Raw genomic sequence first — 13,185 nt, 5'->3', positions numbered from 1 at the left:
GATAAAATCCAGAGTAGAGATCATTTTTATTTTGTCCTATGGATATTTACGATAGATATAATGTTGCTGTTCATTTTTTTTTCTTGTATGGGTGTATCTTTTCTCATCCCATAACATGAACCATATAATGAATAGAGGGCTAACAATAAGTAAAGCGGACTGTAACCCTAATGTTCCTAAGAAAATACCAATAATCAATACAACAAATAATAACCCGCCACGACGAATTGCTTTCATTCTTAATCACCTCATAATTTTTATCGAACAAACGTTTGTATAATCATTATACGAATGTTTGTTCGGTTTGTAAAGAGATAAATACAAAAAAGGTACTTCTTTTTGACAAGTCAAAAAAAGAAGTACCTTAAAACCTTTAAATAAAGGATTTTGTATTATTCTAAGTATAAAGCAATATTGAAAAGAACATGAAGCCTGCTCCCAACATAACAAACAAATGCCAAACCACATGCATAAAACGAACACTTTTTAAGCTATAAAATGCAGCTCCTAATGTGTATGAAACACCTCCTGCAACTAATAACGCGATTCCCGTAGGTCCTAAAGAATGATATAATGGTTTTGCAGCAGTTATACAAAGCCAACCCATAATAATATAAATGATGGTCGATACATTTTTTACTGTTTCTTGTTTGTGGAGTGTTAAGGATTTATAGACGACACCACTGATTGCCATCACCCAGATAAGCACGAACAATAGCCAACCAAGCCAGCCTTTGATACTTAGTAAACAAAATGGCGTATAACTTCCAGCAATCAATAAAAAAATCGAACTATGATCAAAAACTTGGAAAACTTTCTTCGCTCTAGTAAAAATCAAACTGTGAAATAAAGTCGAAGCTAAAAATAAGAGCACCAGCGTTGAACCATAAATAGCATAGGAAACAACGTGGACCGCAGAACCAAGATGTGCACCTTTAACCAGTAAAATCACTAATCCTGCAATACTTAATCCAGCCCCGATCCCGTGAGTTACCGCATTAAGAACTTCATTTAAAATCATATATTTTTTTGAAAATTTTACTTTTTCCAAGAAATCAGCTTCCTTCATTTTAATTTGGTGAAAAATAATTCTTTGTCTGTTATAATATAAACAGACATTTAAGCCTCAAAAGTATTTTACCACGAATTGAGGTTGTTTTTAAAGAAAGAGTGATAAAATTATGACAAATGTTAAAATTGTGACGGATTCTTCTTGCACAATGCTGAAAAGTGTACGCGATGATTTAGCTATTCAAATGATGCCTTTATCTGTGATGATTGACGGTGTAGTGTACGCTGATGACGATCATTTAGAAGGCGAAAAGTTTATGGAATTGATGAGTACAGCAAAAGCATTGCCTAAGACCAGCCAACCGCCAATCGGCGAATTTGTTGAACTATATGACCGCTTAGGTGCTGATGGTAGCGAAGTGATTTCAATCCATATGACAAAAGGTTTGAGCGGGACAGTAGAAGCAGCAAGACAAGCTGGAAACCTAAGCTCTGCTAATGTTACGGTAATCGATAGTGATTTCACTGACCAAGGATTATCATTTCAGGTAATTCAAGCTGCAAAACTTGCTAAAAATGGAGCAAGTGTTCCAGAAATTTTAGCTGAAATCAATCACGTCAAAGAAAATACAAAATTATTCATTGGAATTTCTACATTAGATAATCTAGTTAAGGGCGGCCGAATCAGCCGGGCAACTGGATTATTGTCCAGTATTTTTAATATGAAAGTCGTCATGGATTTCGATCATACAGAACTGATACCAGTCGCTAAAGGTCGAGGCATGAAAACTTTCAATAAATGGTTTGATGAGCTAAAACATGAGTTGAGTACGTTATCCAATGTTCGACAAATCGGTATTTCTCATGCAGATGGGTTAGAATTAGCGAATGGATTTAAAGAAGGACTACAAGCATTGTTTCCTGATATGGATATTCCTGTATTACATACAAATCCTGTGATCGCAACACATACAGGTAAAGGTGCTTTTGCTATCATGTACTATACAGACTGAGTTTTGAGCAGATCAAACTGATCTGCTCTTTTTAATAATAGTTTTTGTGAATTTTACTGTACAAATGGACATAAACTAGAGATAATTTAGTTTAGTAAAATAAAATTTAGACACTGTGTATCAACGAATTAGTCTGTTCTCATGTGTTGCAAAAGAGGATAATAGCGCTCAAATTTATAAGTCTTCAGACCAGAACATTTTTCGTGACTTACAGCAAAGGAAGGAATACAATGAAACTATTTTTAAAAAACAATTGGCCTAATTTTGCGCTCTTTTTTATTACCATTATTGGCGTATTTTTATTATTGATCGTGGCTGTTCCTAAAGCTAAACCAATTTTAGGCACTGGCGCACTGCAAAAAGCTAAAAGTGAAACAAAAGAAGTCATTCACTATACGGCAATCGGCGATTCATTAACTGAAGGGATAGGTGATTCAACTAGTTCAGGCGGCTTTGTCCCATTAGTTGCGAAGGATTTGCAGGAACAGTACAATTTAAATGGTGTTCAAATAGATAATTTTGGTAAAAACGGCGACCGAAGCGATCAAATTCTCAAACGGATCAAAAAAAATAAAGAAATTCAAGAAGGCTTAGCTTCAGCTGATGTCATTACTTTAACAGTGGGCGGGAACGATTTAATGAAAGTAATCAAAGGGGATATTTTCCGTTTGACGAAAAAATCATTTGAAAAACCTTTAAAAAATTATCAAAAAGAAGTAGAAAAATTATTTGCCGAAATCCGTGAATACAATGCTGATGCGCCGATCTACGTATTAGGGATTTATAATCCATTTTATCTTTATTTCCCTGATATCACAGAAATGCAGGAGATAGTGGATACTTGGAATAATGGTACACAAGAAATTGTCAACACAGAAAAAAATGCCTATTTTATTCCAATCAATGACTTACTTTACAAAGGAAAAGGGGACGAGGTAGGAATCGTTAGCAGTGAAGATATAGCTTCTGGGACTACTTCTAGTGAAGAACAAGATATCAAAAATAATGCATTATACGAAGAAGATCACTTTCACCCCAATAATTTAGGCTATCAAATCATGGCAAGTGCAGTACGTAACGAAATGGTAAAAAAACAAGATAAATGGCTTGAAAAAGGAAGTGAGTGAGATAAATGAAAAATGAATCAGAAAAAAAAGAAGAAGTTAAAAAAGTGACCAAACGAAAAAAAAATGCGCCTGAAGTGAAAAAATCGATCAATCATTGGAAAGTTGCTTTTATTGTTTTGATTGCGCTGATCATCGGAAGTCTAGCGTTTGTCTTTGTAAGAGTTACTCAAATCCGTGAACCAAACTATAAACCTGTTCCAGAGCTAGTTGAAAAAGACGGAACACCTGTTATTGCAATTCAATCTAAGAAAAAACAAATAAATGCACTAATTGATTTTTATCTTAGTGATTTCCAAAAAGGATCAGACATTACCTATGAATTCTATTTAGAAAATGAAGCGATGTTGAATGGTACCTTTAAAGTTCTGGGTCATCCAATTCAGTTCTATCTTTATTTTGATCCATACGTAATGGATGATGGGAATGTGCAACTAAAAGCCAAAAGTTTATCTATTGGTACCTTAGGATTACCGATGAAAGAGATTTTGAAATTTGTCAAAAGAGATTATAAATTACCAAATTGGGTAGAAGTCAATCCAGATGACAGCACTATTTTACTTCGTTTAGATCAATTTAGAATGCAAAATGGCTTGTTTATTCGTGCTGAAAAAATAAATTTAGTTGACGATGACATCCGTATGAATATTTATTTGCCAAAAGATAGCAATGACAAGAAGGAGGAGTCAAATTGAGGGAAAAAGCGATTTTTGCCGGCGGCTGTTTTTGGTGCATGATCCAGCCATTTGACACACAGCCAGGTATCCACTCGGTAACGTCTGGTTACACAGGCGGACATGTTGTTGACCCAACGTACGAACAAGTGCTGAGTCATACGACAGGTCACACCGAAGCCGTTGAGATCGAATTTGATCCAGCAATCATGTCTTATGAGAAATTAGTTGAGATTTATTGGCATCAGACAGATCCAACTGATGCTTTAGGTCAGTTTGAAGATCGAGGGGATAACTATCGTCCAGTAATCTTTTATACAAGTGAGGAACAGAAAAAAATTGCAGAAAAAAGTCGACAAGCTTTACAAGAAAGTGGACGTTTCAGTGAGCCTGTCGTTACAAAAATAGAACCTGCAGCTGTTTTTTATCCTGCAGAAGATTATCACCAAGACTTTTATCAAAAAGAACCTAAGCGCTACGAAGAGGCACATTCAACGCGGTCAAATTTTATAGAAAAGAATTGGTGAAGGTATGAGAAGAAGTTTTTATCATTATTTAATGACATTGAGAGCACCTAAGAAAACTGAGGAAAGCCAATTTGCAAATGACGCTGCTAAAGATATTCAGTTTCCTAAACAGTCTGAAGATTACCATGAAGTATCATCTTACCTAGAAATGAATGCTGATTACTTAACAAATATGCACATTTTTGATGACTTATGGGAAAAATACCTAGAAAACAATAAATAAAAGAAACAGGAAAGGCAAAGAAAGCTTTTCCTTCTTTTTTTTTCATGGTAAACTGAAAAATATGCAATGATAATTTTACAGAAAGAGATGACAAGTATGAAAAACAAAAAACAAGTACCTTTTCATCAATATATTATTTCGATTCTTTGTGTTGCTTTTTTAGCAGGAGGTAGCGGTTATATTTATTTCGACTATCAATACAAAAAACAACTAGCTGATAACCCAGCTCAAAACAGTGAGCTAAAAGAGGTCGATAATTTATATAATGAAATCGTCAATAATTACGTAGGTAAAGTAGATGAACAAAAATTAGTTGACGGGGCACTAAAAGGGATGACAGAAGCTTTGGACGATCCGTATTCAAGTTACCTCAATGAACCAGAAGCAGATGAATTAGATCAGAGTCTTACAGGTAGTTTCGAAGGAATCGGTGCAACAATGACCATGATAGACGACCTTCCAACTGTCGCTCAAGCGCCAATCGAAGGCTCTCCAGCAGCGAAAGCAGGGATCAAGGCCAATGATGTCTTTTTAAAAGTAGATGATGAAGAAACGAAAGGCAAGACCCTTTCTGAAGTTGTCAGCAAAATACGTGGAAAAAAAGGGACAGAAGTCCGTTTGACAATCAAACGAGGCGAAGAAACCTTTGAATTAAAACTTATCCGAGATACGATTCCAATTGAGACTGTAAAAGGTGAGTTAGACAAAAAAGACCCTTCAATCGGTTCTATCAAGATCACTTCTTTTAGCGGAAACACATACGAAGAATTGCAAGAAACGATCAAAAAATTAAGAAAAGAAGGGGCGAAATCTTTTGTGATCGATTTGCGCCAAAATCCTGGGGGATTACTTGATCAAGTTGAGAAGATGGCTAGTATGTTCCTAGAAGATGGAAAAACAATCGTCAAATTTGAGGACAAAAATGGTAATACAAGTGAAGATATCGCCTCTAGTGATTTAGATGGAGGTTTTAAAGTAACAGAGCCGACAGTTGTTCTAGTCGACGAGGGCAGTGCCAGCGCCTCTGAAATATTTGCGGCAGCTCTAAAAGAATCTGGCAATAAAAAAATCATTGGAACAAAAACATTTGGTAAAGGAACCGTTCAAACTGTCAAAAACTTGAATGATAAAAGTGAAATAAAATTAACCGTGCTTAAATGGCTAACACCCGATGGCAAATGGATCCATGAAAAAGGATTAGAACCAACAATCAAAGCTGACTATCCAGACTTTGCGTATTTATCACCAATTTCAAGGGACAAAACGCTAAAAATAGGAGATTCTTCGCCTGTTGTAAAAAATGTCAATGCCTTATTAAAAGCGCTAGGCTATGAAGTCAACGCTGACAGTAGTGATTTTACAGAACAAACGCAAGCAGCAGTCAGTACCATACAAACAGAAAATGATCTTCCAGCCACAGGAGAAGTAGACAATGAAACAGCTACTCAGATCGAAGTAGAGATCGGCAAAAAAATAAAAGATAATGATCATGCATATGAAACAGGTATAAAAGAACTTCAAACAGAAAATAATAAAAAGTAGAAGTAGTTGGTGTGAAAAATAACCTTTTCACACCAATTTTACGTTTTACTAACAAGATATTCATTTTTCCTTTAAATTAGTCGCTTTTTCTAGTGTCTTTCCTTTATAATAGAATCAGTATGAAAAAGGGAGCGGAAATAGTGGAAAAACGAAAATCTTATATTGGCTATTTTATTTTTTTCATAAAAATACTCGTTCCTTCCTTAGTGTTGTTATTTATACTAAGAGGTTTTATTTTAATTCCAGTTCCTGTCGATGGGAATTCAATGGAAAAAACACTTAGTCAAGGTGACATGATTGTGATGGAAAAATTTTCATCAGTCAAGCGCTTTGACGTAGTCGTTTTCAAATTACCAAATGGAGAAATTTATATTAAACGAGTGATCGGACTACCCGGAGAAGCTATTCGGTATGAAGATGATCAGCTGTATATAAATGAAAAACCAATAGAAGAACCTTTTTTAGAAAAAAATATAAAAAAAGATCACGAGACAGCTCCTTACACAACTAATTTTAATTTAAGTGATCTGACTACGAAAGATATCTTACCCAAAGACAGTTATTTTGTGTTGGGTGATAATCGACGAATGTCAAAAGATAGCCGTTCGTTTGGGGCTGTTGAAAGTAAGTATATTTTAGGAAAAGCACAATTTGTTTACTACCCAATAACGCACATGAAATTCATACCAAGATAGGTGATAAAATGACAATACAATGGTTTCCTGGACACATGGCCAAAGCTAGAAGAGAAGTATCTGAAAAAATCAAATATGTCGACATTGTTTTTGAATTGGTCGATGCAAGACTGCCCCTTTCATCTAGAAATCCAATGATGGATCAAATAGTTCAGCAAAAGCCTCGCTTGATCCTACTCAATAAAGGGGATTTAGCTGATAAAGAACAAAATCAGAAATGGCAGCATTATTTTCAGGAAAAAGGCTATCATACATTAATCATTAATGCACAGCAGAATAAAGGCATTAATAAAATCGTTCCTGAAGCGAAAAAAGCATTAAAAGAAAAACTTGATCGTGAACGCTCAAAAGGAGTGAAACCACGGGCTATCCGAGCGATGTGCATTGGTATTCCAAACGTTGGGAAATCTACATTGATGAATCGTTTAGTCGGAAAAAAAATCGCGCAAACAGGTAATAAACCTGGGGTGACAAAAGGCCAACAGTGGCTGCGTTCTGGATCTGATTTAGAGCTGTTGGATACACCTGGAATCTTGTGGCCGAAATTTGAGGATCAGGAAATCGGGAAAAAATTAGCTTTGACTGGCGCAATAAAAGATCAACTTCTGCATTTAGATGATTTAGCGATTTATGGATTGACATTTTTTTCACGTTTTTATCCAGAACGTTTGGTTGAACGTTATAAATTAACGCAAGAAGAGACATTTTTGCCAGGTGCAGAACTTTTGATGTTAATCAGTCAAAAACGTGGATTTCGTGATGATTATGATCGGGCAAGCGAAATGATCATTCAGGAAATCCGTAGCAGTAGATTGGGACCCTATACTTTAGATCGTTGGGAAGAATTAGGAGCAACAAAAGATGAAAAGTGACTCAATTCAACAAATTAAAGCAGCTTTAAATACCATTGACAAAAGAGATGACAAAAGAATCCAGTTATGGCAAGCAGACGAACGTAGCGGTGTTCAGCAAGCGTTGGCAAAATGGGATAGAAGAATTCAGCGTCACGAAAAAGAGTTAGCGTTATTTGAAGAAATGCAGCAATTTGAAAATAATGCACGTATCAAAGGGCATCGTTTCATCGCAGGCATTGATGAAGTCGGGCGTGGTCCACTAGCTGGCCCAGTTGTTGCGGCGGCAGTCATTCTCCCTGACAATTTTCAACTTCTCGGAGTGAATGATTCTAAAAAATTATCAGCCAAAAAAAGAGATGCGCTTTATGACGAAATCCAAAATCAAGCCCTCTCGATCGGCGTTGGTATGGTAGATCACAACAAAATCGATGAAATCAATATTTATCAAGCATCAAAACTGGCGATGAGCATAGCACTGGAAGATCTTTGTTTTATGCCCGATTATTTATTGATTGATGCAATGAAGCTCGATGTTAAGATTCCTCAAGAAAGCATTATCAAAGGCGATGCACGCTCTATATCGATTGCGGCAGCAAGTATCATTGCCAAAGTGATTCGTGATCGTCTGATGGAAGACTACGCTAAAATGTATCCAGGATATGGATTTGAAAACAACGCTGGTTACGGTACAAAAGAGCATTTACTGGGGTTGAAACAACAAGGAATCTGTACAATTCATAGAAAAACGTTCGCTCCAATCAAAGATATGTTTTAATAAAAATAAAAAACACCTTTTTTTGCGAATACTTACTATAACAAGTATTAGTGAAAGAAGGTTTTTTTATGGCAGATAAACAACGAGATCTACTCTTTAAATTGACAGTTTGCAATGGGATCGGCAATTTAGGCATATTGAAAGTCTTAGATTTTTCAATGAAATACAATGACAGTACCGATTTTTCAAAAGAAGAAATAATCCAAATTGCTGGAATTACAACATACCAAAAATTATTTTCTCAGTCATGGGATCACTGGACATGCGAATCAGAAAAATTAAAAGAATACCAAGAGCAGCACACGTTTATTACAATTTTGGATCCTGTTTATCCTTACTACTTAAAACAAATTTATAATTGTCCCACATTGTTATTCTATAAAGGCAATATCAAGCTTTTAGAAAAAAATTGTCTGTCTTTCATCGGAGCAAGAGCTGCTTCTGTCTATGGCATAAATGTTGTCCGACAATTGATTCCAGAAATGATTCGTAATAACTTCACTATTGTCAGTGGATTAGCTAAAGGGATCGATAGTGTTAGTCACCAAGTTACTATGCAAAATAACGGGAATACCATTGGTGTCATTGGAACCGGGCTTGATATTTGTTACCCTAAGGAGACTGCTCATATCCAACGAATGATGATGGAAGAACAACTCGTCATCAGTGAATATCCTAACGGTGTTGGCCCCAGAAAATACCATTTTCCAATGAGAAATCGAATTATTGCCGGAATAAGTTTAGGAACGTGCGTAATTGAAGCACGAAAAAGGAGTGGCTCATTGATCACAGCTCAAGCTGCATTAGAATATGGACGTGACGTTTTTGCAGTACCTGGCAATGTATTCGATGCCCAGTCTGATGGTTGTCATGGCCTTATTCAAGAGGGGGCAAAATGCACAATTTGCCCCCAAGATATCCTAGAAGAAATTCAACTTTTTTCGATTTAACTGTATCAATCCTTGACAAACTTGTGATGAATAGATATGATGAAGTACGATTTGTGCGTTCTCTACATTTTGATACATATAATAGAAGAAACACAAAAACCGAAAGGAGCCTCACGTTGAATGGCGTATAAATATCTAGTTATTGTAGAATCACCTGCTAAAGCCAAAACGATTGAAAAATATTTAGGAAAAAATTATAAGGTTGTTGCCAGCGTTGGGCATATTCGAGATTTACCCAAAAGTAAAATGGGTGTTGATACTGAAAATAATTATGAACCACACTATATCTCAATTCGAGGTAAAGGTGATGTAATCAAAAGTTTAAAAGCTGCAGCTAAAAAAGCTGAAAAAGTTTATCTAGCAGCCGATCCGGACCGAGAGGGAGAGGCCATTGCTTGGCATTTGTCTTTCCTTCTTGGCTTAGATTTGAAAGATAAGAATCGCGTTGTGTTTAATGAAATCACCAAAGAAGCCGTAAAATCAGCTTTTAAAGAACCGCGTACGATCAATTTAGACTTAGTTGATGCACAACAAGCACGTCGTATTTTAGACCGTTTAGTAGGCTATTCATTGAGCCCTATTCTATGGCGTAAAGTAAAAAAAGGATTGAGTGCTGGTCGCGTTCAATCTGTTGCGCTAAAAATCATCATCGATCGTGAAAATGATATTCGCAAATTTATTCCTGAAGAATATTGGAGTATAGATGGTAACTTCCAAAAAGCAAAGAAAAAATTTAAAGCCAACTTCTGGGGGCTAGACGGCAAAAAGAAAAAATTACCAAATGCTGAAGCCGTAAAAGAAGTCACGACACGGATCAAAGGGAAAGAATACGATGTAACAAAAGTTGAGAAGAAAGAACGCAAGAGAAATCCAGCATTGCCTTTTACAACAAGTAGCCTGCAACAAGAAGCCGCTAGAAAATTAAATTTTAGAACGAGAAAAACCATGATGGTTGCACAACAACTTTATGAAGGTATTGCATTGGGGAAACAAGGAACTGTGGGCTTGATTACCTACATGCGTACTGACTCTACCAGAATAGCTGATTCAGCAAAAGCTGAAGTAGCTGAATATATTGAAAAAACGTATGGTAGTGAGTTCTCAGCACATGGCGGACGTAAAGTTAAAAATGCTCAAGGAGCCCAAGATGCTCACGAAGCGATCCGTCCTTCTAGTGTGATGCGTGCTCCAAACGAAATCAAACAGTATTTAGATAAAGACCAATTAAAACTTTATACCCTGATTTGGTCCCGTCTAGTTGCAAGTCAAATGACACCTGCTGTCTTGGATACAATGAAAGTAACTTTGGAACAAAATGGCGTGATTTTCATTGCGAATGGCGCGAAAGTGAAATTCAAAGGCTTTATGCAAGTATATGTCGAAGGTCGAGATGATGGAAAAGAAGATAAAGAAAATATCTTACCAGATTTAGCTGAAGGTGATAAAGTTAATGCGTTGGATATCGAACCAAAACAGCACTTCACTCAGCCACCAGCAAGATTTAGTGAAGCAACCTTGATTCGGGCTCTAGAAGAAAATGGCGTAGGACGTCCATCAACCTATGCGCCAACGTTAGAAACTATCCAAAGACGATATTATGTTAAACTAACCAATAAACGATTTGAACCAACTGAGTTGGGTGAAATTGTCAACTCATTGATCGTTGAATTCTTCCCACAAATTGTGGATGTTCATTTCACTGCTTCAATGGAAGGCGATTTGGATAAGATCGGTCTCGGTCAGGAAAAATGGGTAGAAGTTGTCGACCGTTTCTATCAACCATTTGAAAAAGAGCTGACAAATGCTGAAGAAAAAATCGAAAAAATCCAAATCAAAGATGAACCTGCGGGATTCGATTGTGATTTATGTGGTCATCCAATGGTAATCAAGTTAGGCCGTTACGGTAAGTTTTATGCTTGTAGTAATTTCCCCGAATGTCGCAATACCAAGGCAATCGTAAAAGAGATCGGTGTTACTTGTCCAGTCTGTAATGAAGGTCAAGTCATAGAGCGTAAATCTAAAAAGAATCGATTATTCTATGGTTGTAGCCGCTATCCAGATTGTGACTTTACATCTTGGGACAAACCAATCGGACGCCCATGTCCAAAATGTGGTCAATATCTTGTTGAGAAAAAAGTTAAAGGTGGAAAACAAGTCGTTTGTATTAATGGCGACTATGAAGAAAACGTTCAAAAATAAGAAATTTAAAGACCAGCGGGAAATCTCGTTGGTTTTTTGAAGAAAAGAGGAAATATATGACTACTTCTGTAACAGTTATAGGGGCAGGTTTAGCAGGTAGCGAGGCAGCTTGGCAAGTTGCACAAGCTGGCGTTCCAGTGACACTCTATGAAATGCGCCCTGTAAAAAATACACCAGCACATCAAACAGAAAATTTTGCTGAGTTAGTTTGTTCAAATTCATTAAGAGGAAACAATTTAACAAATGCTGTTGGTGTGTTAAAAGAAGAAATGCGTCGTTTAGATTCAATCATTATCCACAGCGCAGATAAAACTGCTGTACCAGCGGGAGGTGCTTTAGCTGTTGATCGTGATACATTTTCACAAGAAATCACAGATAAAATAAAAAATCATCCACTTATCACTGTAAAAAATGAAGAAATTACAGCAATCCCTGAAGGAATCGTGATTATCGCAACAGGACCACTAACTTCAGAATCATTGGCTGAACAAATCAAAGAGTTTAATGGCTCAGATGGTTTTTATTTCTATGATGCAGCAGCTCCCATCGTTGACAAAGCTACGATAGATATGGATAAAGTTTACTTGAAATCTCGCTACAACAAAGGCGAGGCGGCCTACTTAAATTGTCCAATGACTGAAGAAGAGTTCAACGCATTTTACGAAGCATTGATTTCAGCTGAAGTTGTTCCTTTAAAGACATTTGAAAAAGAGAAATTCTTTGAAGGATGTATGCCGATCGAGGTAATGGCTAAACGTGGTATCAAAACGATGTTATTTGGTCCTTTAAAACCGGTTGGATTGGAAGATCCTAAGACGGGTAAACGTCCTTATGCGGTAATCCAATTACGCCAAGATAACGCGGCAGCTTCGTTGTACAACTTGGTCGGTTTCCAAACACATCTAAAATGGGGAGAACAAAAGCGTGTCTTCCAGATGATCCCAGGATTAGAAAATGCTGAATTTGTCCGTTATGGTGTGATGCATCGCAATAGTTTTATGAACTCCCCAGAATTATTGAAACCAACATACCAATCACAAAAAAGAGAGAATCTTTTTTTTGCAGGTCAAATGACCGGCGTTGAAGGCTATGTAGAAAGCGCTGCTAGTGGTTTGCTCGCTGGAATGAATGCTGCACGTTTGGCAAAAGGGGAGGAAATGATTGTTTTCCCAAGAGAAACTGCTCTAGGAAGTATGGCTTACTATATTACGCATGCAGAAGGCAAACATTTTCAACCAATGAATGCTAATTTTGGTTTATTCCCTGAGCTACCAGAGAGAATTAGAGACAAAAAAGAACGCTATGAAGCAATCGCTGACAGAGCGCTTACGACATTAGCTGAAGTAACACAAGAGTTTGATCTTGTAGAACAAAATAATTAAAGTAGCCCGATTTAAAGGAAGAGAAAAACTATTTTTTTAGTTTTTCTCTTCCTCTTTTTTTTAAGGTTGGAATAATAGATTAAATTACGCTTATAATTTATGCGTATTTAAAGCTAAATATGAATAAATTGTTACCTAATTTGAAAATATTGATTAAATTCTGACAATTCATTTGTCTTTTCAAAATGGGTATGCTAAAGTTACTTTGTAATTTAT

Annotated in this window: 14 protein-coding genes; 12 read left to right on the top strand and 2 right to left on the bottom strand. The window is 36.4% G+C overall.

Going from position 1 to position 13,185, the window contains the following annotated elements; all coding sequences use genetic code 11:
* Nucleotides 1-36 precede the first annotated feature (36 nt).
* Nucleotides 37-237, bottom strand: a complete 201-nt coding sequence (locus AC4BC4_RS08090) for a hypothetical protein (protein WP_490475315.1) — start codon at nt 235-237, stop codon at nt 37-39.
* Nucleotides 238-397: 160 nt separating this feature from the next.
* Complete coding sequence (gene trhA / locus AC4BC4_RS08085; protein ID WP_438755970.1) at nt 398-1,051, bottom strand: PAQR family membrane homeostasis protein TrhA; 654 nt, start codon at nt 1,049-1,051, stop codon at nt 398-400.
* 130 nt (nt 1,052-1,181) lie between these two features.
* Here trhA and AC4BC4_RS08080 point away from each other — a divergent pair, with 130 nt between their 5' ends.
* The 12 genes from AC4BC4_RS08080 to trmFO all read left to right on the top strand — a co-directional run bounded on the left by AC4BC4_RS08080 (nt 1,182) and on the right by trmFO (nt 12,969).
* On the top strand, nt 1,182-2,024 hold the full coding sequence (locus AC4BC4_RS08080) for a DegV family protein (protein ID WP_438755971.1): 843 nt from the start codon (nt 1,182-1,184) through the stop codon (nt 2,022-2,024).
* A gap of 230 nt (nt 2,025-2,254) precedes the next feature.
* Entirely contained in the window at nt 2,255-3,151 is an 897-nt protein-coding gene (locus AC4BC4_RS08075; protein WP_490475314.1) for an SGNH/GDSL hydrolase family protein, read from the top strand.
* 5 nt (nt 3,152-3,156) lie between these two features.
* Entirely contained in the window at nt 3,157-3,843 is a 687-nt protein-coding gene (locus AC4BC4_RS08070; protein WP_490475313.1) for a YpmS family protein, read from the top strand.
* Nucleotides 3,840-4,349, top strand: a complete 510-nt coding sequence (gene msrA, locus AC4BC4_RS08065) for a peptide-methionine (S)-S-oxide reductase MsrA (protein WP_490475312.1) — start codon at nt 3,840-3,842, stop codon at nt 4,347-4,349. The genes AC4BC4_RS08070 and msrA overlap by 4 nt, the downstream gene beginning before the upstream one ends.
* Before the next feature lie 4 nt (nt 4,350-4,353).
* Entirely contained in the window at nt 4,354-4,572 is a 219-nt protein-coding gene (locus AC4BC4_RS08060; RefSeq protein ID WP_490475311.1) for a YozE family protein, read from the top strand.
* Nucleotides 4,573-4,668: 96 nt separating this feature from the next.
* Nucleotides 4,669-6,114: a S41 family peptidase gene (locus AC4BC4_RS08055; protein WP_490475310.1), complete on the top strand. Its 1,446-nt coding sequence runs from the start codon at nt 4,669-4,671 to the stop codon at nt 6,112-6,114.
* Nucleotides 6,115-6,254: 140 nt separating this feature from the next.
* A complete protein-coding gene (gene lepB, locus AC4BC4_RS08050; RefSeq protein WP_438755977.1) occupies nt 6,255-6,809 on the top strand; it encodes a signal peptidase I in 555 nt (184 codons plus the stop codon).
* A gap of 8 nt (nt 6,810-6,817) precedes the next feature.
* Nucleotides 6,818-7,681, top strand: a complete 864-nt coding sequence (gene ylqF / locus AC4BC4_RS08045; RefSeq protein ID WP_490475309.1) for a ribosome biogenesis GTPase YlqF — start codon at nt 6,818-6,820, stop codon at nt 7,679-7,681.
* The gene (gene rnhB / locus AC4BC4_RS08040; protein ID WP_490475308.1) at nt 7,671-8,438 is read left to right on the top strand and encodes a ribonuclease HII; all 768 of its coding nucleotides are present in this window, start codon (nt 7,671-7,673) and stop codon (nt 8,436-8,438) included. The genes ylqF and rnhB overlap by 11 nt, the downstream gene beginning before the upstream one ends.
* A 68-nt stretch (nt 8,439-8,506) precedes the next feature.
* Nucleotides 8,507-9,388 carry a DNA-processing protein DprA gene (dprA, locus tag AC4BC4_RS08035; protein WP_490475307.1) on the top strand — a complete coding sequence of 294 codons (882 nt, stop codon included), beginning with the start codon at nt 8,507-8,509 and terminating at the stop codon, nt 9,386-9,388.
* 120 nt (nt 9,389-9,508) lie between these two features.
* On the top strand, nt 9,509-11,587 hold the full coding sequence (topA, locus tag AC4BC4_RS08030) for a type I DNA topoisomerase (protein ID WP_438755982.1): 2,079 nt from the start codon (nt 9,509-9,511) through the stop codon (nt 11,585-11,587).
* A gap of 56 nt (nt 11,588-11,643) precedes the next feature.
* Entirely contained in the window at nt 11,644-12,969 is a 1,326-nt protein-coding gene (gene trmFO, locus AC4BC4_RS08025) for an FADH(2)-oxidizing methylenetetrahydrofolate--tRNA-(uracil(54)-C(5))-methyltransferase TrmFO (protein WP_490475306.1), read from the top strand.
* Nucleotides 12,970-13,185: the final 216 nt, after the last annotated feature.

Source organism: Enterococcus sp. AMC1086 (genome assembly GCF_058216575.1).
Note: the sequence above shows the minus strand (reverse complement) of the source record. Positions and strands in the feature narration are given on the sequence as shown.

Excerpts from the sequence above, each read along its gene's own strand:
- AC4BC4_RS08090 (WP_490475315.1), bottom strand. The coding sequence starts at position 237 with ATGAAAGCAATTCGTCGTGGCGGGTTATTATTTGTTGTATTGATTATT.
- AC4BC4_RS08080 (WP_438755971.1), top strand. The coding sequence starts at position 1,182 with ATGACAAATGTTAAAATTGTGACGGATTCTTCTTGCACAATGCTGAAA.
- AC4BC4_RS08075 (WP_490475314.1), top strand. The coding sequence starts at position 2,255 with ATGAAACTATTTTTAAAAAACAATTGGCCTAATTTTGCGCTCTTTTTT.
- AC4BC4_RS08070 (WP_490475313.1), top strand. The coding sequence starts at position 3,157 with ATGAAAAATGAATCAGAAAAAAAAGAAGAAGTTAAAAAAGTGACCAAA.
- AC4BC4_RS08060 (WP_490475311.1), top strand. The coding sequence starts at position 4,354 with ATGAGAAGAAGTTTTTATCATTATTTAATGACATTGAGAGCACCTAAG.
- AC4BC4_RS08055 (WP_490475310.1), top strand. The coding sequence starts at position 4,669 with ATGAAAAACAAAAAACAAGTACCTTTTCATCAATATATTATTTCGATT.
- ylqF (WP_490475309.1), top strand. The coding sequence starts at position 6,818 with ATGACAATACAATGGTTTCCTGGACACATGGCCAAAGCTAGAAGAGAA.
- rnhB (WP_490475308.1), top strand. The coding sequence starts at position 7,671 with ATGAAAAGTGACTCAATTCAACAAATTAAAGCAGCTTTAAATACCATT.
- dprA (WP_490475307.1), top strand. The coding sequence starts at position 8,507 with ATGGCAGATAAACAACGAGATCTACTCTTTAAATTGACAGTTTGCAAT.
- topA (WP_438755982.1), top strand. The coding sequence starts at position 9,509 with ATGGCGTATAAATATCTAGTTATTGTAGAATCACCTGCTAAAGCCAAA.
- trmFO (WP_490475306.1), top strand. The coding sequence starts at position 11,644 with ATGACTACTTCTGTAACAGTTATAGGGGCAGGTTTAGCAGGTAGCGAG.